This window comes from Arthrobacter sp. 001422645 (assembly GCF_059816125.1).
The window spans coordinates 89750-110392 of the sequence record NZ_JCBANT010000002.1 but is presented as its reverse complement, the minus strand read 5'-3'; the positions used below and the strand labels follow the sequence as shown (position 1 = coordinate 110392).

Below are 20643 nucleotides of genomic sequence, written 5' to 3'. Positions count from 1 at the left end.
TGCCCGCACGTGTCAAGGGGCGGAGCTTGCCAGCCCCTTGCCACCGGGTAGTGTGGTCCCAGAATGTTCACGCTGACCATCAATCAAACAGACAGCCGGCGCGACGGCGACTGCGTGCCGCAGCTCCTCAAGGACCTGCGGCACATTCCCGCGCGCCTCGACTTCGACCGTTCGGTGGAGGACGAGGTCCAGGGCATTGTGGACGTCCCGCACCAGGCCGTCGAAGCGGCGATGATCGCGCTGCGGACCGGCAGCTGGTACGTCGGGATCGGCGTCGGGCCTGTCAACGAGCCGCTGCCGAACCAGATCAAGGACGCCTCAGGCCACGGGCTGATTTATGCCCGCCGGGCCGTGGACCGGCTGCGCAACGGCAAGGACCGGATTCCGGTGGCCGTCGAGGGACCGCTGGCCGAGCTCGCGGCAGAGGCCGAGGCCGTGCTGCGGCTGCTGGGGCACATCGTACACGACCGCAGCCCCGCCGAATGGCGCGTCCTGGACCTGCTGACGCCAGGCGTCCGCGGGCAGCAGAAAGCGGTGGCCGAGGAACTCGGGATCACCACCCAGGCGGTCAGCAAGGCCGTGGCGCGGGCCCAGTGGAATGAGGAACACGCGGCGCGTCCCGCCGCAGCCAGGCTCCTGGGCCTCATCCTCGAGGCGCGCTGACACCTCCGCCCGGCCGCGTCGCTAGAGCAGCAGGCTGCGCAACACGTGGGCGGCGCCGTCGTCGAACACGGAGTGGGTGACCTCGTTCGCGGCGGCGATGACTTCCTCCGGTGCCTGGCCCATGGCCACACCGCGTGCTGCCCAGGTGAGCATCTCGATGTCATTGCGGCCGTCACCGACGGCGACGGTGCGGTGCGCCTCGATCTCCAGCCGGCCACGGAGGTGCTCCAGCGCGCTGGCCTTGGTCACGCCTGCGGCGGCGATGTCCAGCCACGCCGTCCAGCCCACCGAGTACGTCACGCCGGCCAGGCCGATGTGCCGGATGGCCGTGTTGAACTCCTCGGGCGTGTTCTCGGCGCTGAAGACCACCACGCGGACCGCGGTGGCTTCCAACATGGTCTGGAAGTCGACGCCGATGGCCTCCACCCCGAAGCTCATGTCCTGGAAGCGCTCGGTGGAGAGGAACGCGCCGTCCTCGTCCTCGAGGGCGTACTTGGCCGTGGGCAGCCGCTTGCGCAGTGCCCGCAGCACGGGGCCGGGGTCGAAGGTGGCCTTGTGCACAATCTCGTACCCGGCAGAAAGGCTGGAATCCAGCCGCAGCGTGACACCGCCGTTGGAGCACACGGCATAGCCGTTTTCGATGCCGATGTGCTCGATGATGGGCAGCGTCGCGTTGAGTGACCGGCCGGTCGCGATGGTGACGTGGTGGCCTGCGGCCACGACGTCCTGGGCGGCTTCGCGCACGGGCACGGACATGTGGCCGTCGTGGTCCACAAGGGTGCCGTCGACATCGAGCGCGACCATCAGCTTGTGGGCTGCAGTGTTGCTGTTGTTCTTGTTGTTCTCGTTGTTGCGGTTGTTATCTCGCCGGTCATCGTTGCCGGCGACTGAGGTTTCAGTCAATGTTGTCATCTCACAAGTAGAGCAGACACCCCCGACGGCCGCTAGGACGCGCGCCACAGCGCGCGGTGAACCCGGGATGAACAGCTGTTGACGCCCATGACCCCGCGGCAGTCCGCCGGGTCATGGGCCGGAAACGGCGGCTCAGATGACGGGGAAGACCGTCATGCCGCCGAGGTACTTCTGCAGGGCCTGCGGGATGTTGACGGAGCCGTCCGGGTTCTGGTGATGCTCCAGGATGGCGACGATCCAGCGCGTGGTGGCAAGGGTGCCGTTGAGCGTGGCGACGGCCCGGGTGCCCTTGGGCGCCCCGTCCTCGTTCAGCACGCGTTCGCGGATGTTGAGCCGGCGGGCCTGGAAGGTGGTGCAGTTCGAGGTGGAGGTCAGCTCGCGGTAGGCGCCCTGCGTCGGAACCCAGGCCTCGCAGTCGAACTTGCGGGCGGCGGAGTTGCCGAGATCCCCGGCCGCGGTATCAATGACCCGGTACGGCAGTTCGCACTTGGCCAGCATCTCCTCTTCCCAGGTCAGCAGCCGGGCGTGCTCGGCCGCGGCCTCCTCGACCGTGGTGTAGATGAACATCTCCACCTTGTTGAACTGGTGGACCCGGATGATGCCGCGGGTGTCCTTGCCGTGCGACCCGGCCTCGCGGCGGTAGCACGAGCTCTGCCCGGCGTAGCGGACCGGGCCGGCGGAGAGGTCCAGGATCTCGTCCGCGTGGTAGCCGGCGAGCGCCACTTCTGAGGTGCCCACGAGGTAGAGGTCGTCTTCGGCGAGTCGGTAGATCTCGGCGTCGTGCTTGACGTCGAAGCCGGTGCCCTGCATGGTCTCCGGACGCACCAGGGTGGGGGTGATCATCGGAACGAAACCGGCGTCGATCGCCTGCTCCATTGCCATCTGAAGCAGCGCCATTTCCAGCCGGGCTCCCGCACCGCGCAGGAAATAGAACCGCGAACCGGACACCTTGGCGCCGCGCTCCATGTCAATGGCGCCGATCAGCTCGCCGATCTCCAGGTGGTCCTTGGGCTCGAAGTCCGTGAACTCGCGGGGCGTGCCGACGGTCTTGACCACGATGTAGTCGTCCTCGCCGCCCGCGGGGACGCCGTCCTCGATGAGGTTGGGGATGGCGCGCAGCAGTTCGTCGTGGTCGGCCTGGGCGGCGTCGGCCTCGGCGGACGCGGCCTTGACCTGGCCGGCGAGGACCTTGACCTCCGCCAGCAGGGCCTGCTTCTCCTCGCCCTTGGCCTGCGCCACCTTCTTGCCGAAGGCATTCTGCTCGGCCCTGAGGTTTTCAAAGCGGATCAGGGCGGCACGCCGGGCCGAGTCCGCGGCGATGATCGCGTCCACCACGGATTCGTCGGCGCCGCGGGCGCGCTGGCTGGCCCGGAACTTGTCCGGATTGTCGCTGAGGTCTTTTACGTCGATCACGTGACAAGACTATCCAATCCGGGCACCATTACCGGGCAATCGCCGGGCAATCAGGCCACCGGCCACGGGCGGGATAGTGTTGGAGCACAATGCGCGACTGGCTGCTGTACCTCATCATCGCTGGAGTCCTGGTGTTCGCCGTCTCCAGCTGGTGGGGGGTGCGCAGGCTCAAAGCCAGGCACGCGCGCAGCGCCGTGTGGGAGGAAACGCACAGTCCGGGGCTGGGCCAGCAAAAGGTGGCCGTGGTGATGAACCCGATCAAGTCCCGGTCCGATGAGGCCCGCACCCTGATTGAAACTGGGTGCGCCACTGCCGGCTGGGTGCCGCCGCGGTTCTTCGACACCACAGCCGAGGACCCCGGGGCCTCGCAGGCGCGCGCCGCGCTGGACTACGGCGCCGATGTCATTCTCGTGGGCGGCGGCGACGGCACTGTCCGGGTGGTGGCGGACGTCCTCGCCGGCACGGACACCGCCATGGCCCTGATCCCCCTCGGCACCGGCAACCTGTTGGCCCGCAATATCCACCTCGACATAGGCGACCTGCAAGGCAGTGTCCAGACCGCCCTGTTCGGGCACCAGCGCTTCATCGATACGGCGCGGATGAAGGTTGAGAACTCCCGCACCGGCGAGGCCGCGGAACACACGTTTCTGGTCATCGCCGGCATTGGCATGGACGCCGAGGTGGTGGGAGACACCAACGACGGGCTGAAGAAGGCCGTGGGCTGGCTGGCCTACACCGAGGCGGGCGTACGGCACCTCCCCGGCCGCCGCAAGAAGGTGTCCATCTCGCTGGACGACCAGCCGGAACAGAGCCGGAAGATCCGCAGCGTGCTGTTCGCCAACTGCGGCCTGATCCCCGGCGGCATCGACTTCATCCCCCAGGCCATGATCGACGACGGAATGCTCGACGTCGTGGTGATGAGCCCGCGCAGCGCCATCGGCTGGCTGGCGATGTACTGGAAGATCGTGCTGAAGCACAAAAGAAACCTGCCGGTGATGACGTATTACCGCTCCGGCAAGATCACCATCCGCTGCGCGGAGCCGATGCCCACACAGGTTGACGGTGATCCGTCCGGTGAGGCCACGAAGGTCACCGTGCAGGTTGCCCCCGGCTCGCTGCTCGTCCGGGTCAAGGACGGCACCGAGGGAGATTAGGCGCCGGCGTCCTTCGCGGCGGCGTCCGCGTCGCCCGCGTCCGCGGCTGCGGTCTTCTTCGCTTCCGCGGCCGCCTTCGCGGCGCGCGCCTCGGACTGTTCGCGGATCATGGCCTGCTCCTCCTCGAAGCGCAGCCGGTCTGCACGGTCGGCGTCGTCGCCGTCCCAGTCCTGGTTGTCAGCGGTCGGCTTGGGATTCACGATCATTCCCTGGCCGTCATTTTCAAGGCTGGTTCCTGCCATGACCTGCTCCCTCGGTAGAGGACTTCCCCAATATGGATCAGGCAAGCATACGCACAGTTTCATAGGGGCGGAAGTGCCTGATGTGGCATTTGTCTACGCTGTGGGCGAAGCCCCGGACGTATATTCCGGCACCACGGATGCACCGGACAGTATGTCTTTCACCCAGGCATGCGCGGCCCGGAACGCCTGGTCCGAAGTGTGCGGCTCCACGACCGTCCGGTGCCCGTCGGCGCGGCCGTACGAACCCAGGAAACGGGTGGCGGGGCTGATCCGGTGCAGTCCGGCCAGGGCGTCCGCCACGCGGGCGTCGGCCACGTGGCCGTCGGCGTCGATGCTGAAGAAGTAGTGGCCCAGATACTGGCCGGTGGGGCGCGACTCGATCCGGCTGAGGTTCACACCGCGGGTGGCGAACTGGTCAAGGATTTCCATGAGGGCCCCGGGACGGTCTTCCGGCAGGGGCACCACCACGGTTGTCTTGTCCGCACCGGTGGGCTCCGGCAGCTCGCCGGGCCGTCCGACCAGCACAAAACGCGTGACAGCTCCGGGGTTGTCGCCGATGTTCTCCGCAAGCACGGTGAGGCCCGGCTGCTCGGTCGCCACAATCGGGGCGCAAATCGCTGCGTCGTAGTGAATATCGCCCTCCAGGAGCCCGATCGCCGCCGCGGCCGTGGAGGATCCCGGAATGTATTCCGCGTCCGGAATGTTTTTCTCGGCCCAGAGCCGGCACTGTGCCCAGGCGTGGCCATGGGTGGAGATCCGGCGGATGTCTTCGATCCGTGTCCCGGGCCGGGCCACCAGCACGAAGCTGATCGGGACGAGGGCTTCGCGTAGGATCCGCAGTTCCTGTCCCGTGGCGATCGCATCCAGGGTGGCGGTGACGCCGCCCTCCACGGAGTTCTCGATCGGCACCATCGCCGCATCCGCCGAGCCGTCGCGGACCTTGTCCAGCGCCGTGTTGACGTTCGACGACGGTACGCGGACCGCGTCCGCCGCACCGGGAACCTGCATCAGGGCAGCCTCGGTGAAGGTGCCCGCGGGTCCGAGAAAGGTGTACGTGACGGGTGAGGCGGGCATCGGCGCTTCTTTCTTCAATTACAGGATGACGGGCTTGAGTCCGTTGTCGGACACCAGCGGCATTCCGGCTTCCAGCCACTGGTCCATGCCGCCGGCCACGTTCAGCGCGGAGTACCCCTGGCCGGAAAGCCACTGGGCGGCACGGAAGGAACGGCCTCCGGTGCGGCAGATGACATAGAGGTCCTCGTCGGGATCCAGATCGTCAAGCCGGGCGGGGAGCTGGTCCAGGGGGATGTGCAGTGCGCCGGCGGCGTGGCCCGCCACCCATTCGTAGTCTTCGCGGACGTCGAGAATCCTGGCCCCGTCGGGGATATCGGACACTGTCACGGTGTCAAAGTCGCTCATGGTCGTCCCTCCGCAGAATGCATGGTCTTCCCCCCAGCGTATCGCCAGCCACCGTTCCGCGGCCTCACCCGGCTGCAGGTTACGCTTCTTGGATGGCGCAAAGGAGACTCGCAGCATCGGACCGGCCCTCAATTCCCGCCATTCCCCGCACCTCCTCCCGCAGGACATGCCCTCCCCCGGCCGCGACGACCGGGCACAATGCCACCATGCCCACCCGCTCGCACCAACACTGGACATGTCCCACGAAGGGCCGCGCTATCGCCCGCGGGACATGCCCTCCCCCCGCCGCGACGACCGGGCACAATGCCACCATGCCCACCCGCTCGCACCAAGACTGGATATGTCCCACGGCGGGCCGCGCCAGGAACCCGTCGGAGCCGCGTTTCCGTGGCTGAAATCCATGAGCTCTCCGCCGTCGAGCTGCGCGACGCCCTGCGCTCCGGCGAGTTGTCCTCGCGGCAGTCCACAGGGCATTTCCTGGAACGGATCGCCGCCGAAAACAAGCACCTTGGCGCCTTCATCACCGTCACCGCGGAGCAGGCCCTGCTGGACGCGGCCGCAGCGGACGAATCCCACGCCCGGGCCGCGCGGGACGGAACCGGGCTGGCACTCCTGCACGGGATGCCGGTGGCGTTCAAGGACCTGACGGACGTTGCAGGCGTCGTGACCACCCACGGCAGCGCCGCACTGGACTACAAACCCGCCCTGGCCGACGGCGCCCTTGTCGCCGCACTCAAAGGTGCGGGGGTGGTCTCGCTGGGCAAGACCCAGGTGCCGGAATTCGGGCTGACGGCGTATAGCGAGAACCTGATCGCGCCGCCGTCGCGGAATCCGTTCGCCCTCAGCCGCAGCTCGGGAGGGTCCTCCGGCGGCAGCGCCGCGGCGGTCGCTGCCGGGCTGGTTCCCTTCGCCCCCGGGTCCGACGGCGGCGGTTCTGTCCGCATCCCGGCCGCCGCGTGCGGGCTGGTGGGCCTGAAACCCGGCCGCGGCCTGGTGCCGGCGGGGGAAAGCTCCGGGGACCCCGCCGGACTGGTGGCGTCCGGGCCGCTGGCCCGCTCCGCGGCGGACGCCGCACTGTTGCTCGATGCCCTGGTGCCCGGCGCCGGAACCGGCGAGTCCGCGGCACCCGCACCCGGCTACCATGAACTCGCCGCCCAGGACCCGCCCGGCGTCCGGATCGGAGTGAGCCTGGAGAGCCCGTGGCAGACGGTTTTCCCGTTCACGCCGGACGCCGAGGCGCTCCACGCCCTCGCCGAAGGCATCCGGCGGCTTGAAGCGGCCGGGCACGAAACCGCGGAAGCCTCCATCCGCTACGACAACCGTTACCCGGCCGCGTTCACCACTGCCTGGACCGCCGGCGTGGGGGGCGCCCGGATCGCCCCCCAGCGCGAGGCGCTCCTGACCCCGCTGACCCGGACGTTCCGGCGCCGCGCGCAGCAGCGCGGGCCGGCGAAGCTCGCCGAATCCCTCGCTTTCCTGCGCCAGTTCCAGCGGGACACCATCGCCCAGTACGCTGCCTGGGACCTGATGCTGATGCCGTCTCTGGCCCAGACCCCGCGCCCGGTGGGCTGGTTCACCGGGGCGGCCCACGGCGACGGCTACTGGCCGGCGTCCGAATGGGCAGGGGACGCCGACGGCGACTACCGCAAGCAGTGCGAGTACGCGCCCTGGTCATCCATGGTGAACGTGTGCGGGCTGCCAGCGATCAGCATTCCGGTGCACTGGACCGGCGGGGCGACGGGTGCCGGACTGCCGATGGGCGTCCAGCTGGTCGGGCCAATGGGTTCCGAGGCGCTGCTGCTGCAGGTGGCCGCGCAGCTGGGGTTCTAGCCTCGCGACCCGCCGGGGTGGGTGATTTCACGGGCGGGCGACGATACGGTTTAGCTGGGCAGCGCCACAACACGCCCCGCCTGGAAACCACATGAGAGGGATCGATGAAGATCACCGGTGCAGTACTTGAGGAAATCGGCCGTCCCCGCCCGTTCGCAGATTCCCGGCCTATCACCGTCTCCGAGCTGGACCTGGAGGGCCCCGGACCCACCGAAATCCTGGTCAGGATCGAGGCCGCAGGCATCTGCCATTCGGACCTGAGCGTTGTGGACGGCAACCGCGTGCGGCCGGTGCCGATGCTGCTGGGGCACGAGGCTGCGGGGCGCGTCGTCGAGGTCGGCGCGGACGTGACGGACCTCGCGCCGGGCCAGCGCGTGGTGATGTCCTTCCTCCCCCGCTGCGAACAGTGCGAGAACTGCGCCGAAGACGGCCGCCTGCCCTGCACCACGGGGTCGAAGAGCAACGGCGACGGAACCCTCCTGCACGGATCGATGCACCTGGACCGCGGCGGCGAGAAGGTCTTCCACCACCTGGGCGTCTCCGGCTTCGCCACCCACGCCGTGGTGGACCGCGCCTCGGCCGTGCGGGTGGACGACGACATCCCGGCGGACGTCGCCGCCGTCCTGGGCTGCGCCGTGCTGACCGGCGGCGGTGCCGTGCTGAACGCGGCCCGGCCCCGGCCGCAGGACAGCATCATGATCGTGGGACTGGGCGGCGTTGGCATGGCCGCGCTGATCACGGCAATCTCCCAGGGTGTTTCACGCATCGTCGCTGTGGACACCCTGGAGGAAAAACTCGAACACGCCCGCCGCCTGGGCGCTCACGAGACCTACACCCCGCAGCAGGTCCTGGCGGAGGGCGTCAAGGCGAAGTACGTGATCGAATGCGCCGGGAACCCGCGGGCCTTCGAAACTGCCTTCGCTGCGACCGCGGTGGGCGGGACCACGATCACCGCAGGCCTGCCGCACCCGGACGCCCGCGCCCAGATCTCGCCGCTGACCGTCACGGCCGAGGCCCGGACAATAATCGGCAGCTACCTCGGCTCCGCCGTTCCCGCTCGGGACATTCCCAAATACGCCCAGCTCTGGCGGGAAGGGAAGCTGCCGGTCGAAGAGCTGATCTCGGCGCGCATCGCCCTGGCGGACATCAACCAGGCGATGGACCAGCTGGCCGACGGGAAAGCGGTCCGCCAGGTCATCATGTTCGACGCCGAGTAGCCCCCGCCGGCCCGCGCCACACACCCCCGCCGCACACCCCCGCGCCGCCCGCCCGTTGCGCTGTCACTCGTTGTTGTTATGCCCGGTCCAAAGCAACATCCAGTGATAGCGCAACGGGAGAAACACCGGGCGAATGACTTGCCCCGGGGCGCCGCGAATGTGACAATCCCGCGTCACACTGTCAGCATTAAGTAAATGAGCACTACTCATTTATCCCGTCCCCCCGCTACAACGCCGGGCGACACATCCTTTTTCGGCCACCCAAAGATGCTGGCCAGCCTCTTCTCCGTAGAGATGTGGGAGCGCTTCTCCTTCTACGGAATGCAGGGCATCCTGCTCTACTACATGTACTTCACGGCCGCCGAGGGCGGCCTGGGAATTGAGCAGGGCCTGGCCGCCGGCCTCGTCGGCGCCTACGGCGGCGGCGTCTACCTGTCCACCATCCTGGGTGCCTGGCTCGCGGACCGGCTGTTCGGTTCCGAAAAGGTGCTGTTCGGCTCCGCCATCCTGATCATGGCCGGCCACATCGGCCTCGCCGTCGTGCCGGGCATTCCCGGCCTGATCGCCGGCCTGGTGCTGGTCGGCGTCGGATCCGGCGGCCTGAAGGCCAACGCCACCGCCCTGGTGGGAAGCCTCTACCGGGAGAAGGACGAACGCCGCGACGCCGGATTCTCCATCTTCTACATGGGCATCAACGCCGGCGCGCTGATCGGCCCGCTGGTCACCGGCTGGCTGCAGGAAAGCCAGGGGTTCCATTGGGGCTTCGGCGCCGCCGCCGTCGGTATGGGCGTCGGACTGGTCATCTACGCGCTGGGCCGCAAGAACCTGCCCGAGTCGGCGAACCGGGTGCACAACCCGCTTGCCGCCGACGAGCGCACCAAGTATGGCCTGCGCTTCGGCGCCATTGCCGCCGTGATCGCGGTACTTTTGGCCACGGGCATCGTGAATGCGGAGAACCTGGCAATGTCCATGGCCTACGCGGCCATCGGCGCGTCCGTGCTCTACTTCGCCCTGATCTTCAGCAGCAAGAAGGTCAACGGGACCGAACGCCGGCGTGTGGGGGCGTTCATCCCGCTGTACATCGCCTCCGCCGCATTCTGGGCACTGTTCCAGCAGCAGTTCACCTTCATCGCCGTGTACTCCGAGGAGAAACTGGACCGCAACCTGTTCGGCTGGGAAATGCCGGCCGCCTGGGTCCAGTCCATCAACCCGGTGTTCATCATCATCTTCGCCGGCGTCATGGCTGCCCTCTGGACCCGGCTGGGCCGCAAGCAGCCCGGCTCGGCCCTGAAGTTCTCGATCGGCCTCTTTGTGATGGGCCTGGCGTTCCTGGCGTTCATCCCATTGGCCGGGGACGGCAAGACCCCGCTGCTGGCACTCGTGGGAATCCTGTTCCTGTTCACGCTCGCGGAACTGTTCCTGTCCCCCATCGGGCTGTCCGTGACCACCAAGCTGGCGCCGGAGGCCTTCCGCACCCAGATGGTGGCACTGTTCTTCCTCTCGGTGTCCCTGGGCACCACGCTGGCCGGCATCCTATCCGGGCTGTACAACCCAGAGGACGAACTGCCGTACTTCATCGGCATCGGCGGCACCGCGATGCTGCTGGCCGTCGGCCTGGCCGCGGCCTCGCCGGCGATCAAGAAGCTCATGGGCGGCGTACGCTGAGCCGATGACCTCCAGGCACCGCCCACCGCTTGAGTTCCGCGTTTACGTCCCCGCCGCAGGCGAGGCGTCCGACGTCGAACTCATGCCGGCGGGCGATGTCACCACCGGCGTGGTGCGGGTGGGCGGAACCATCCGCCGCCCGCACCAGCCGCAGTCTTTCGCTGTCGCCGCGTACCTCGACTGGCTGGAAGACGCCGGTTTCGATGGTTCCCCGCGGTTCCTGGGCCGGGACGGAGAGGGCCGGGACGTGCTGACGTTTCTGCCCGGACAGTGCTCCGGGCCGCTCCCGGAGGCCTGGGTCCGGTCCGAGGAGCTCCTGGTCTCGGTCGCGCAGCTGCTGCGCCGGCTGCACTCGGCCTCGGCCGGGTTTGCGCCGGGCGACTATCCGTTCCCGCCGCGCCCGGTCCGGCAGGATCCGGCGGAGCTGGTCTGCCATCTCGATGTCACCCCGCAGAACGTGGTGGTCCGCGACGGCCGTGCCGCCGGCCTGGTGGACTTCGACCTCGCCGGCCCCACAACGGCTTTCAAGGACTCCTTCAACACCGCAATGCACTGGGTGCCGCTCCCGGACCCCGCCGACGCGTGGCCGGGATGGGAGGCGGCGGACCCGTTCCGGCGGCTCCGGATCTTCGCCGACGCGTACGGCTGGAACGACGAGGAACGGCGAAGCCTGCCCGCGTTTGGCATCGAGGCCACGCGGCTGAGCTACGAGCGGATGCAACACAACGCGCGGGAACTCGGCGGCGGCTGGGCGCGGATGTGGGACGAAGGCGTGGGCGAGACGATCCGCCGCCGCGGCACCTGGCTCGACGCCAACGCCGGCCGGCTGGTGGCGGCGCTTACGTCCGCCGGCGGAGGCTAGGCGCCGGACGACCCCAAGGTTGACCGTCCGACGGCCAGTCCCACCGCGATGAGCACGAATATCAGAACGGTCAACGCGATCCCTACATAACCCATCACCAGGCCGGCAATGGCCATGCCCTTGCCGGCCGGCTCGCGTTTGAGGGCCATGTGCCCGAGGATGACTGCTGCGAGCTGCGGCAGGAGGAAAAAGCCAAGGCCCACGAAGGTTGCGATGCCGCAACACAGGCTGGCGATACTCAGGCCCTTGGGTTCCGGCGGCAGACCGTAATAGGCCGGCTGGCCGTAGGCATTGAACGGGGTGCCCGGTTGGCCGTACTGCGGCTGTCCGCCATACGGCTGCTGGCCATACTGCGCCGGCGCACCGTAGGGCGGCTGGCCCGGCGCACCGTAGGGCGGCTGGGCGTACGGCTGCTGGGCGTACGGCTGCTGGGCGTACGGCTGCTGGGCGTACGGCGACGGCGTGTTGTACGGTTCCGTGGGCTGGTTGTAGTCCGGCCCGGCCTGGCCGTATTGCTCGCCCGCGTAGCCCTGCGCTCCGGACGGTTGCTGCCCGTAGCCCGGCTGCTCGAACTCCGTCGTCGCGGGCGGCGTCAGCGCTGCAGGAACGTCTGACTCCTGCGCCGGAATATACGACGGCGGCTGGTAGCCCTCAGGCGTCTCGTCTTTGTCCGGTTTCGGCTGGTCAGTCATGGTTTTCCCCTCGTGAAGTCTCAGGATTCAGCCTACCGCCGTCCCGGTTCCTTGAGCAGGACATTTCTGACGTCACAGGGGCCGTAATCCGTCGAAAACATGTTGCCTGCCACGACGGTCTGGCATGCTGGTGCCATGGCTAGCCGCGCGGGCACTGTTGCCCAACCCCAAGACCTTGTCGACCTCACTGCGCTTCTGGATGCGTACTACGATGTTTCACCGGATCTGGGCGACCCCGGCCAACGGGTGGCGTTCGGCACGTCCGGGCACCGGGGCTCCAGCCTGAAAGCGTCCTTTAACGAACCCCACATCCTGGCCATCACGCAGGCGATCGTGGAGTACCGGGCAGGCCAGGGGATCACCGGGCCCCTCTACCTCGCCAAAGACACGCATGCCCTCAGCGAGCCGGCCCAGAACTCCGCCCTGGAGGTCCTCGCAGCCAACGGCGTCAATGTGCTGATCGATGCCCGGCACGGCTACACCCCCACCCCGTCACTGAGCCACGCCATCCTGACGCACAACAACAACTCTCCCGCCGGGGCCCCGCAGGCGGACGGGATCGTGGTGACGCCGAGCCACAACCCGCCCGGCGACGGCGGCTTCAAGTACAACCCGCCGCACGGTGGGCCCGCCGACTCGGACGCCACCGGGTGGATCGCCAACCGGGCCAACGAACTGCTGGAGAACGGACTGCGCGGGGTCAAGCGCATCCCCATCGCCGAGGCACTCAGCGCCGGCACCACGGGCAAGTTCGACTTCCTCAGCAGCTACGTGGACGACCTACCCTCCGTCCTGGACCTCAATGCCATCCGCGAGGCCGGCGTCCGGATCGGCGCCGACCCGATGGGCGGTGCGTCCGTGGACTACTGGGGCGAGATCGGCGAACGCCACCACCTGAACCTCACGGTGGTCAACCCCACGGTCGATCCGCAGTGGGCGTTTATGACGCTCGACTGGGACGAGAAGATCCGGATGGACTGCTCCTCCCCGTCCGCGATGGCCTCGCTGATCAACCGGATGTCCGGCGGTGCCAGCTTCGACGTCGCTACGGGCAACGACGCCGACGCCGACCGTCACGGCATTGTGACGCCAGACGGCGGCCTGATGAACCCCAACCACTACCTCGCCGTCGCCATCGATTACCTGTACCGCCACCGGACCGGATGGAACCCGCAGTCCGTGATCGGCAAGACCCTGGTTTCCTCCTCGATCATCGACCGCGTGGCCGAAAGCCTGGGCCGCAAGCTCGTTGAGGTGCCGGTTGGTTTCAAGTGGTTTGTCCCCGGGCTGCTCTCCGGCGAAGGCGCATTCGGCGGCGAGGAATCCGCCGGCGCCTCCTTCAACAAGATGGATGGCAGCGTGTGGACGACGGACAAGGACGGCATCCTGCTGGCCCTGCTGGCCTCGGAGATCACGGCGGTAACGGGCAAGTCGCCGTCGCAGCTGTACAAGGGCCTCACCGACCAGTTCGGTGACCCGGTCTATGCCCGGATCGACGCGGCGGCCACCCGCGAGCAGAAGGCTGCCCTTGGCAAGCTTTCCCCCTCGGACGTGACCGCCACCGAACTTGCAGGGGAAACCATCACGGCCAAGCTGACCGAAGCCCCGGGCAACGGGGCGGCAATCGGCGGGCTCAAGGTGGTCACGGAGAATGCCTGGTTCGCGGCGCGCCCCTCCGGCACCGAGGACGTGTACAAGATCTACGCCGAGTCCTTCAAGGGCGCCGAGCACCTCAAGCAGGTGCAGGCCGAGGCGAAAGCGCTGGTGGACGGGGTCATCTCCTAGCGGCGGTCCGGTGATGCGGGCGCCCGCGGTCGGCGGGCCGCCCGCTCAGGCTGTTTCTTCCTCGAAGCTGCCGGCGAGTACTGAGCGGTCACGGCCGAGGGTCTTCGCGCGGTAAAGGGCGGCGTCGGCGGAGGCGATCATCGCGTCAAGATCGACGCGGCCGGGAGCGGTCGACGCGATCCCGTAGCTGGACGTAGGCAGGCGCGGGATGAGCGGCGACGCCGACGCCTGCAGCCGGGCGCTGATGTCCGAGGCGATCTGGCCGGCCCGTTCCTGCGTCACTCCGGGCAGGAGGATGATGAATTCCTCTCCGCCGTAGCGGCCCACGAGGTCGGTGGAACGGACGGTGGACGTGCAGGCCTCCGCGAACGCCTGCAGGGCGGCGTCGCCGGCTGAATGGCCGTACTCGTCGTTGATGGATTTAAAGTGATCCAGGTCCGCCAGGATCAGCGACGCCGTGGTCCTTGTCCTGGTGAGGCGGCGCAGTTCGTCCTCGGCGAGGTCCAGGAATGCTGCGCGATTCAAGAGCCCGGTCAGCCCGTCCACGGTGGCGCGGGCGCGGAGGTCCTGGGTCTGCTGCTCGTAGCTCAGCTCGGCCATGGTGAAGGACGCCACCACCATGATCACCGCCGAACAGACCGTTGCCGGGACGGAGCCAAAGACCGTCAGAAAGACGTCGCCCTCCGGCCCCTCGATCACAAAGGCGACCAGGCGGCCAAGATAGAACGCCGCGAGAATGCCGGAACCCCACGCCAATGTGCGGTGCACACGCGAGAAGTGCCGGTCCAGCAGGAACAGTTCACGGCAGGCAAGGCCGATCAGCAGGCCCATGAATCCCAGATAGGCCGGCCCGCCGGACCACACGTTGGTGGCGGGCTGGTCCAGCGCCGACACAACGGCCGTGATGGCGGGCCCTGCTGCCAGGTACCAGAACTTGGGGACCGTCGTCCGGAGGGAACGGGCCCCCGCCCAGATGCTGGACGCGCCCGCCACGAGAAACACGTTCCCCAGCGGGTTGGCCCAGACCTGGTGCGGCGTTCCGTCCATGAGGTACGCCGCATTGCCGGCCAGGAAAAGCAGGAGCGCCAGGCACCATGAGCCGCTGTACGTCGAACGTGTCCGGCGGAACGTGATGAAGTAAAAGAGCAGCAGCAAAGTCAGGTCAACTGCTGCCAATGCGACACGCAAGGTTGAGGTGTCAAGCGTCATGTAGTGGCCCCCCGGTCCGCACGCAATAACCCGATATTGCGTCGACTATGCGCCGCATTTGACCCTAGTATTGCACCCCGGCCGGATAAAGTGTGATCACCGTCTCGGATGTGACTTGACACGCCCTGCGGCTCGGCCGGCACGTCGGCCCCGAACCCCCAAGGCGGGGCCAACGGCCCTGTGGCAAGGGACCCGAAGCGGACTAAACTGGAAGCGGCCCCGGATGCGGCCTTGCGCTCAACCGCAGAATTGCATCCCGAGTGCCTCCGGCCTGTCCCCCATGGTGCCGGAGGCACCTCCGCGTTAGTACAGCGCCGGAGGCACCTCCGCGTCAGTGACGGGTCGTGTCAGACGGTGCGGACAACATCCTCGTAAGCGAACTTCGGCTTGGCCGCGCCCCAGGCGTCGGCCGCGGGCTGCCCGATGTTGACCACCAGGAAGCTCTCCTGGCCGCCGTCGGGGAAAAAGGCCTTATCGATCGCGGTGAAGTCCGCGCCCGTCATCGGTCCGGCAGACAGCCCCAGGGACCGGACGGCGAGGATGAAGTACCCGGCCTGCAGGTGGGCGTTGTTGTTGCCGGTGGCCGCGGCAAGGTCCGGGTCGGCGTCGTACATGGCTTTCGGGGCGTTGTATCCGGGAAGGAAGTTGTCCCACTGTTCCTGCCAGGACGTGTCGTAGCTGAGGATGGCGACGAGCGGTGCCGCGGCGGTCTTGGCGCGGTTGCCGTTGGCAAGGGTGCCGACCAGGGTGGCGCGGGCTTCGGCGGACCGGACATAGGTCACGCGCAGCGGCTGCGAGTTGAACGCGGTGGGCCCGAACTTGGTGAGCTCGTAGATGGCCCGGGCCTGCTCATCGGTGACATCGCCGGTGAAGGTGTTGGGGGTGCGGGCCTCGGCAAAGATGGCGTCCACTGCGGCGGCGTCGATTACTGCTTCGTCATGGGCGATGGTCATGAGCGTCCCTTTCGCTGGGGTGCCCGCCGGCGGCGGCCACTGGTCACTGTCCATAGTTGCAACTTCAACTTCTGCCTCCTGCTTCCCGAAATGCCCCGTGACGTCCGGCACAGCGGCGCCGGCGGCGAAGCATGCCGGAAACACCGTCGCGGTAATGTTGCTCCGGAAGATTCCTTCCCTTCCGCCAAATATTCTCTGAAAGGCCCCGGCAATGAGCATGCTCGGAACCAAATGGAAGCTGCACGGCAACGGCAAGTCCATCCGCCCCGGCGAAGTCGTGAAGCCGGATGAACGCCTTGCCTGGCCGCTGACTCTTGGCATCGGGATGCAGCACGTTGTCGCCATGTTCGGCGCCACCTTCCTGGTCCCGATCATCACGGGCATGCCGCCGGCCACCACACTGTTCTTCTCGGGCATCGGCACCCTCCTGTTCCTGGTCATCACCAAGGGCCAGGTTCCGAGCTACCTCGGGTCCAGCTTCGCGTTCATCGCACCGATCATGGCCTCGCAGCAGCAGTACGGCGTCGCCGGAGCGCTCGGCGGTGTGGTGCTGGCCGGCGTCGGGCTGGCAATGATCGGCGCGATCGTGCAGAAGTTCGGTGCCGGGTGGATCAACCGCCTGATGCCGCCGATCGTCACGGGCGCCATCGTGGGCCTGATCGGCCTCAACCTCGCTCCGGCGGCGAAGGCCAACTTCGACGCCGCCCCGGTCACGGCCCTCATCACCCTCGCCACGATCATCGTGGTCAGCGTCTTCTTCCGCGGCATCCTGGGCCGGTTGAGCATCCTGGTCGGCGTGGTGGTCGGCTACCTCGTGGCGATGACCCGCGGCGAGGTGGACTTCTCCAAGATGGACTCCGCCGCCTGGGTGGGGCTGCCGTTCTTCCAAACGCCCGAATTCCACCTCGGCGTCGTCGGCCTGTTCGTTCCGGTGGTGCTGGTGCTCGTGGCGGAGAACATCGGCCACGTGAAGTCCGTGTCCGCAATGACCGGCCAGAACCTCGACGGCGTCTCCGGGCGGGCGCTGATGGCCGACGGCGCCGCCACCGTGCTTGCCGGCATGGGCGGCGGCTCCGGCACCACCACCTACGCGGAAAACATCGGCGTTATGGCCGCCACCAAGGTCTATTCGACGGCGGCCTACTGGGTGGCCGGCCTCTTCGCCATTGTGCTGAGCTTCTCGCCAAAGTTCGGCGAACTCATCGCCACCGTCCCGGCCGGCGTGCTGGGCGGCGCGGCGACGATGCTTTACGGCATGATCGGCGTCCTGGGCGTCAAGATCTGGGTGCAGGCCAAGGTGAACTTCTCCAACCCGATCAACCTGACCACGGCCGCCGTCGCACTGATCGTCGGCATTGCCGATTACACCTGGACCATCGGCGACCTGGTGTTCACCGGCATCGCGTTGGGCTCCGCGGCGGCGCTGGTGATCTACCACGGCATGACGGCGATCGCGAAGGTCCGCGGCACCGTCGCCGAGCCCGAAACCGAAGGCGCCGTGGCCGCTGCCACGGCCGCCGTGAAACGCGCGCCGAAGAAGCGCCGCTAGCCGCTCTGGCCCCACCGGGCCGCTAACCGCTGCGCCGCAACCGCTGCGCCGCAACCAAAAGGCCGGCTCCCGGACACCCTAGGTGTTCGGGACCCGGCCTCAGCTGTTCGGGGCAGCGGCTTTAGCCGGCGTCGAAGGTTTCCTCATCGTCGTCGTCCTTGGGAGCCTGGTCGGATTTGCCTCCAGGCAGGTCCGTTCCCGATCCGTCCGGCAGCCCGGCGGCGTCCTGGCCCGGCTCGGAGGAGAAGGGCCGCCCGGCGTCGGGCTCCTCGGTGTTGGATGCGTCCATCTCCGCCTCCGCGGACGGCATGGCTGCCTCGGAGTTCTCCGAGGCGTCGGCGTCATAGCCGGGGGCTGTGCTGGCGTTTTCTGAACTCATTTGTTCCTCCGTTCCTCCGAAGCGACCCGCTCCGGGCTCTCCTGCACTGTCTTGGTCTTGGGCGCCGAACTGGCTCAGGTCCGGGGCGCCGGCCGGGTACGTTTCCCCGTCCGGGCTGTCCTGGCTGAGTCCTGCCGCGTCGAAGGCTTCCTCTTCCCGGGGCTGGGCGAACTTCCTGGTGTCTCCGCCGGGCAGCTCCTGCTCCGCCGTCGGCGTTCCGTAGCCGCCGGCTTCCTCGATGGGATCCTGCTGCTTTTCCTGGGTCATGCCGTTCCTCCCGTAGTGGAATGTTGAACTGCGTGGATTTTTACCGGAAATTCGTGAAGGCTCAGAGGCCTTTGCCGCCGGTGACGGGCAGTACCGCGCCGGAGATGTAGGAGCCGTGATCGGAGGCCAGGAGCACGTAGGCCGCCGCGAGTTCCGCCGGCTGCCCCGCACGCTGCAGCGGGGTGTCCTGGCCGAAGGACGGCAGCTTGTCCGGCCACTCGGTTGCCGGGATCAGGGGCGTCCAGATGGGGCCCGGGGCCACGGCGTTGACGCGTATTCCCTTCGGGCCGAGCTCCTGGGCCAGGGCCTTGGTGAAGGCAACCTGCGCGGCTTTGGTCATGGCGTAGTCGATGAGTTCGGGCGAGGGGTTGAACGCCTGGATCGAGGCCGTAGTGATGATCGACGCGCCGGCCGTCAGGTGCGGTACCGCCGACTGTGCGGTCCAGATCAGCGAGTAGAGGTTGGTCTGGAAGACGCGGTCGAACTCCTCGGTGGGGAGGGACTCGAAGCTGTCGCGGTTCTTCTGGTACGCGGCGTTGAGTACCACGACGTCCAGGCGGCCGAATTCGGCGAGCGCGTCATCCACGATCCGGGTGGCAAAGGCTTCACTGCGGCCGTCCCCGGCGATCAGCAGCGCCTTGCGGCCAGCTTTGCGGATCCACGCGGCAGTATCCTGCGCGTCCGCTTCCTCCTCCGGCAGATAGGAGATGGCGACGTCGGCGCCCTCCCGGGCGAAGGCGATGGCCACCGCTTTCCCGATCCCGGAATCTCCGCCCGTGATCAGCGCGGCCTTGCCGGCAAGGGCGCCGCTGCCCTGGTAGCTCTCCTCGCCGTGGTCCGGTTTGGGGTCCATGGGCGCGGTGAGGCCCGGCTGTTCCTGCACCTGCTCCGGGAAGGACCCGGAGTAGTAGCCGCCCCGGGGGTCGCGCGGCTGGTCCCGCTGTTTGCTTGAATCACTCATAGTCCACCTACCCAACGTGTCGGTTTTCCAGGGGCCGCTTCTGGGCCGCGGGCCATGGCCCGGACCCGCGGCGCGTCCCCGCGGAGTAAACAATTACACCCTACCCGGGATTCATCAGCAACCTTAGTATCGGCTTGAATTTCGTAACGCTCGAGCCTAGGTTGAAGTTGACTGCCGCCGCAGCCCGGCCATCATCCTCGTGGAGGCGCAAGTGTCAGACTTAGAGCCGGAGTCCGCTCCACAAGAGTCCGGACCAACTGAATCCGTGCAGGAACGGTCCGCGCAGGGCAGCAGGAACGAGTCCGCCGTCGAGAAACTGGACCGCAATTGGATGGAGCTGCTGCAGGAGCTTCGGGTGCTGCAGACCGGTGTGCAGATCCTGGCGGGGTTCCTGCTGACCCTGCCGTTCCAGTCGAGATTCGAGACGCTGGACGATTACCAGACCACCGTCTACCTCGCCAACGTGGCGCTGGCCGCACTGACCACGGCCCTGATTCTGCTGCCGGTGAGTGTGCACCGCCGCCTCTTCCGGCTGCACCTCAGGGCGGCCCTCGTGTCCAGCGCCGACAGGATCGCGAAGGTGTCACTGGCCGGCATCGGGCTCCTCAGCGTCGGAACGTCGTCGCTGGTTTTCGACGTGACGGCGGGCCGGGCGGCGGGCCTGTGGGCCGGTGCGGTGCTCCTGACGGTGCTGCTGATCCTGCTGGTCTATGTGCCGAGCCGGTTGCGCCGGCGGGCTGAAAAGGAGAGCTGACATGACCAGGGCCGCTGAAGGGCACGGCGTGGCTGGGCCGCGACAAAGCGTGCGGGACTGGACGAAGGACCACGGCCTGCTGCTGGCGAACATTGCCCTGTTCCTGGTTTTCTTCGGCGGCATGGTTTTCAGCGGAGCCGCCGAATACAGCGAGGACCAACTGGCTCACGGCCAACCGGCCGTAACGCTGCTGGGCTATCTCGGCACCGGGGCGTTCCTCGAAGCGACGTTTGAGAACTGGGAGTCCGAGTTCCTGCAGATGGGCATGTACGTCATCCTGACGGTGTTCCTCTTCCAGAAGGGTTCCTCGGAGTCCAAGCCGGTGGGCCGGGAGGCCCCGCAGGATGAGGATCCCCGGGACGCGGACCTCAAGCCGGCCACCCCGTGGCCCGTCCGGAGCGGAGGCTGGATCCTCAGGCTCTATGAACATTCCCTGTCGATCATGTTCCTGCTGCTGTTCCTGGCGTCCTTTGCGCTCCATGCCGTGGGCGGGGCGGACGAGTACAGCTCCGAGCGGCAGAGCCACGGAGAAGCTCCCGTGACGGTCTTTGAGTACCTGGCAACGAGCCGTTTCTGGTTTGAGTCCTTCCAGAACTGGCAAAGTGAGTTCTTGGCCGTCGCCGTCTTGGTCGGCGCCTCGGTGTACCTCCGCGAGCGGGGTTCCCCCGAATCCAAGCCGGTCGCGGAGCCGCACTACGAGACGGGCGCCTGAGACAC

General features: G+C 67.7%; 20 protein-coding genes. 10 read left to right on the top strand and 10 right to left on the bottom strand.

Annotation, left to right across the window (positions count from 1 at the left end; genetic code table 11):
- The first annotated feature begins 63 nt into the window (after nt 1-63).
- Nucleotides 64-663 (top strand): MarR family transcriptional regulator, encoded by a 600-nt coding sequence (locus AC6EUH_RS03860; RefSeq protein WP_499737867.1) that lies wholly within the window; start codon nt 64-66, stop codon nt 661-663.
- 21 nt (nt 664-684) lie between these two features.
- Here AC6EUH_RS03860 and AC6EUH_RS03855 read toward each other — a convergent pair whose 3' ends face one another.
- On the bottom strand, nt 685-1575 hold the full coding sequence (locus tag AC6EUH_RS03855) for an HAD family hydrolase (protein ID WP_499737866.1): 891 nt from the start codon (nt 1573-1575) through the stop codon (nt 685-687).
- Nucleotides 1576-1707: 132 nt separating this feature from the next.
- Nucleotides 1708-2988 (bottom strand): serine--tRNA ligase, encoded by a 1281-nt coding sequence (serS, locus tag AC6EUH_RS03850; protein ID WP_499737865.1) that lies wholly within the window; start codon nt 2986-2988, stop codon nt 1708-1710.
- A gap of 89 nt (nt 2989-3077) precedes the next feature.
- Between serS and AC6EUH_RS03845 the strand changes: the two genes are divergently transcribed.
- Nucleotides 3078-4142 carry a diacylglycerol/lipid kinase family protein gene (locus AC6EUH_RS03845; RefSeq protein WP_499737864.1) on the top strand — a complete coding sequence of 355 codons (1065 nt, stop codon included), beginning with the start codon at nt 3078-3080 and terminating at the stop codon, nt 4140-4142.
- Here AC6EUH_RS03845 and AC6EUH_RS03840 read toward each other — a convergent pair.
- The 3 genes from AC6EUH_RS03840 to AC6EUH_RS03830 form a co-directional block, all read right to left on the bottom strand.
- The gene (locus AC6EUH_RS03840; protein ID WP_056428319.1) at nt 4139-4384 is read right to left on the bottom strand and encodes a hypothetical protein; all 246 of its coding nucleotides are present in this window, start codon (nt 4382-4384) and stop codon (nt 4139-4141) included. The genes AC6EUH_RS03845 and AC6EUH_RS03840 overlap by 4 nt on opposite strands.
- Nucleotides 4385-4477: 93 nt before the next feature.
- Nucleotides 4478-5458: a prephenate dehydratase gene (gene pheA / locus AC6EUH_RS03835; RefSeq protein ID WP_056428321.1), complete on the bottom strand. Its 981-nt coding sequence runs from the start codon at nt 5456-5458 to the stop codon at nt 4478-4480.
- Between the two features lie 18 nt (nt 5459-5476).
- A complete protein-coding gene (locus AC6EUH_RS03830; protein ID WP_056428324.1) occupies nt 5477-5803 on the bottom strand; it encodes a rhodanese-like domain-containing protein in 327 nt (108 codons plus the stop codon).
- A 387-nt stretch (nt 5804-6190) separates the two neighbouring features.
- Here AC6EUH_RS03830 and AC6EUH_RS03825 point away from each other — a divergent pair, with 387 nt between their 5' ends.
- The 4 genes from AC6EUH_RS03825 to AC6EUH_RS03810 all read left to right on the top strand — a co-directional run bounded on the left by AC6EUH_RS03825 (nt 6191) and on the right by AC6EUH_RS03810 (nt 11377).
- Nucleotides 6191-7633: an amidase gene (locus AC6EUH_RS03825; protein WP_056428327.1), complete on the top strand. Its 1443-nt coding sequence runs from the start codon at nt 6191-6193 to the stop codon at nt 7631-7633.
- Nucleotides 7634-7737: 104 nt separating this feature from the next.
- Nucleotides 7738-8850 carry an alcohol dehydrogenase catalytic domain-containing protein gene (locus AC6EUH_RS03820; RefSeq protein ID WP_056428330.1) on the top strand — a complete coding sequence of 371 codons (1113 nt, stop codon included), beginning with the start codon at nt 7738-7740 and terminating at the stop codon, nt 8848-8850.
- A 195-nt stretch (nt 8851-9045) separates the two neighbouring features.
- Nucleotides 9046-10515, top strand: a complete 1470-nt coding sequence (locus AC6EUH_RS03815; protein ID WP_056428333.1) for a peptide MFS transporter — start codon at nt 9046-9048, stop codon at nt 10513-10515.
- A gap of 4 nt (nt 10516-10519) precedes the next feature.
- Nucleotides 10520-11377 (top strand): phosphotransferase, encoded by an 858-nt coding sequence (locus AC6EUH_RS03810; RefSeq protein WP_499737863.1) that lies wholly within the window; start codon nt 10520-10522, stop codon nt 11375-11377.
- Here AC6EUH_RS03810 and AC6EUH_RS03805 read toward each other — a convergent pair.
- Nucleotides 11374-12069, bottom strand: coding sequence for a DUF4190 domain-containing protein (locus AC6EUH_RS03805; RefSeq protein ID WP_499737862.1), 696 nt, complete (start codon nt 12067-12069; stop codon nt 11374-11376). The two genes, AC6EUH_RS03810 and AC6EUH_RS03805, sit on opposite strands and share 4 nt — an antisense overlap.
- A gap of 135 nt (nt 12070-12204) precedes the next feature.
- Between AC6EUH_RS03805 and pgm the strand changes: the two genes are divergently transcribed.
- Nucleotides 12205-13854, top strand: coding sequence for a phosphoglucomutase (alpha-D-glucose-1,6-bisphosphate-dependent) (pgm, locus tag AC6EUH_RS03800; RefSeq protein WP_499737861.1), 1650 nt, complete (start codon nt 12205-12207; stop codon nt 13852-13854).
- Nucleotides 13855-13899: 45 nt separating this feature from the next.
- Here the strand turns inward: pgm and AC6EUH_RS03795 are convergent, their stop codons facing one another.
- Both AC6EUH_RS03795 and AC6EUH_RS03790 read right to left on the bottom strand, forming a co-directional pair.
- On the bottom strand, nt 13900-15063 hold the full coding sequence (locus AC6EUH_RS03795) for a GGDEF domain-containing protein (protein ID WP_056428344.1): 1164 nt from the start codon (nt 15061-15063) through the stop codon (nt 13900-13902).
- A 347-nt stretch (nt 15064-15410) separates the two neighbouring features.
- Complete coding sequence (locus AC6EUH_RS03790; protein ID WP_499737860.1) at nt 15411-16016, bottom strand: malonic semialdehyde reductase; 606 nt, start codon at nt 16014-16016, stop codon at nt 15411-15413.
- 211 nt (nt 16017-16227) lie between these two features.
- Between AC6EUH_RS03790 and AC6EUH_RS03785 the strand changes: the two genes are divergently transcribed.
- A complete protein-coding gene (locus tag AC6EUH_RS03785; RefSeq protein ID WP_056428346.1) occupies nt 16228-17565 on the top strand; it encodes a uracil-xanthine permease family protein in 1338 nt (445 codons plus the stop codon).
- A 121-nt stretch (nt 17566-17686) separates the two neighbouring features.
- On the opposite strand, the gene AC6EUH_RS03780 is transcribed toward AC6EUH_RS03785, so the two are convergent.
- Both AC6EUH_RS03780 and AC6EUH_RS03775 read right to left on the bottom strand, forming a co-directional pair.
- Entirely contained in the window at nt 17687-18211 is a 525-nt protein-coding gene (locus tag AC6EUH_RS03780) for a hypothetical protein (protein ID WP_056428348.1), read from the bottom strand.
- A gap of 61 nt (nt 18212-18272) precedes the next feature.
- A complete protein-coding gene (locus AC6EUH_RS03775; RefSeq protein WP_499737859.1) occupies nt 18273-19172 on the bottom strand; it encodes an SDR family oxidoreductase in 900 nt (299 codons plus the stop codon).
- A 265-nt stretch (nt 19173-19437) separates the two neighbouring features.
- Here AC6EUH_RS03775 and AC6EUH_RS03770 point away from each other — a divergent pair, with 265 nt between their 5' ends.
- The gene (locus AC6EUH_RS03770) at nt 19438-19926 is read left to right on the top strand and encodes a DUF6328 family protein (RefSeq protein WP_499737858.1); all 489 of its coding nucleotides are present in this window, start codon (nt 19438-19440) and stop codon (nt 19924-19926) included.
- Nucleotide 19927: 1 nt separating this feature from the next.
- Complete coding sequence (locus AC6EUH_RS03765) at nt 19928-20638, top strand: DUF6766 family protein (protein WP_499737857.1); 711 nt, start codon at nt 19928-19930, stop codon at nt 20636-20638.
- The last annotated feature ends 5 nt before the right edge of the window (nt 20639-20643 follow it).

Coding starts and splice junctions, on each gene's coding strand:
- AC6EUH_RS03845 (WP_499737864.1), top strand. CDS start 3,078: ATGCGCGACTGGCTGCTGTACCTCATCATCGCTGGAGTCCTGGTGTTC.
- AC6EUH_RS03830 (WP_056428324.1), bottom strand. CDS start 5,803: ATGAGCGACTTTGACACCGTGACAGTGTCCGATATCCCCGACGGGGCC.
- AC6EUH_RS03775 (WP_499737859.1), bottom strand. CDS start 19,172: ATGAGTGATTCAAGCAAACAGCGGGACCAGCCGCGCGACCCCCGGGGC.
- pgm (WP_499737861.1), top strand. CDS start 12,205: ATGGCTAGCCGCGCGGGCACTGTTGCCCAACCCCAAGACCTTGTCGAC.
- AC6EUH_RS03795 (WP_056428344.1), bottom strand. CDS start 15,063: ATGACGCTTGACACCTCAACCTTGCGTGTCGCATTGGCAGCAGTTGAC.
- AC6EUH_RS03785 (WP_056428346.1), top strand. CDS start 16,228: ATGAGCATGCTCGGAACCAAATGGAAGCTGCACGGCAACGGCAAGTCC.
- AC6EUH_RS03805 (WP_499737862.1), bottom strand. CDS start 12,069: ATGACTGACCAGCCGAAACCGGACAAAGACGAGACGCCTGAGGGCTAC.
- AC6EUH_RS03820 (WP_056428330.1), top strand. CDS start 7,738: ATGAAGATCACCGGTGCAGTACTTGAGGAAATCGGCCGTCCCCGCCCG.
- AC6EUH_RS03765 (WP_499737857.1), top strand. CDS start 19,928: ATGACCAGGGCCGCTGAAGGGCACGGCGTGGCTGGGCCGCGACAAAGC.
- AC6EUH_RS03815 (WP_056428333.1), top strand. CDS start 9,046: ATGAGCACTACTCATTTATCCCGTCCCCCCGCTACAACGCCGGGCGAC.
- AC6EUH_RS03860 (WP_499737867.1), top strand. CDS start 64: ATGTTCACGCTGACCATCAATCAAACAGACAGCCGGCGCGACGGCGAC.
- AC6EUH_RS03840 (WP_056428319.1), bottom strand. CDS start 4,384: ATGGCAGGAACCAGCCTTGAAAATGACGGCCAGGGAATGATCGTGAAT.
- AC6EUH_RS03790 (WP_499737860.1), bottom strand. CDS start 16,016: ATGACCATCGCCCATGACGAAGCAGTAATCGACGCCGCCGCAGTGGAC.
- AC6EUH_RS03780 (WP_056428348.1), bottom strand. CDS start 18,211: ATGACCCAGGAAAAGCAGCAGGATCCCATCGAGGAAGCCGGCGGCTAC.
- AC6EUH_RS03810 (WP_499737863.1), top strand. CDS start 10,520: ATGACCTCCAGGCACCGCCCACCGCTTGAGTTCCGCGTTTACGTCCCC.
- AC6EUH_RS03855 (WP_499737866.1), bottom strand. CDS start 1,575: ATGACAACATTGACTGAAACCTCAGTCGCCGGCAACGATGACCGGCGA.
- pheA (WP_056428321.1), bottom strand. CDS start 5,458: ATGCCCGCCTCACCCGTCACGTACACCTTTCTCGGACCCGCGGGCACC.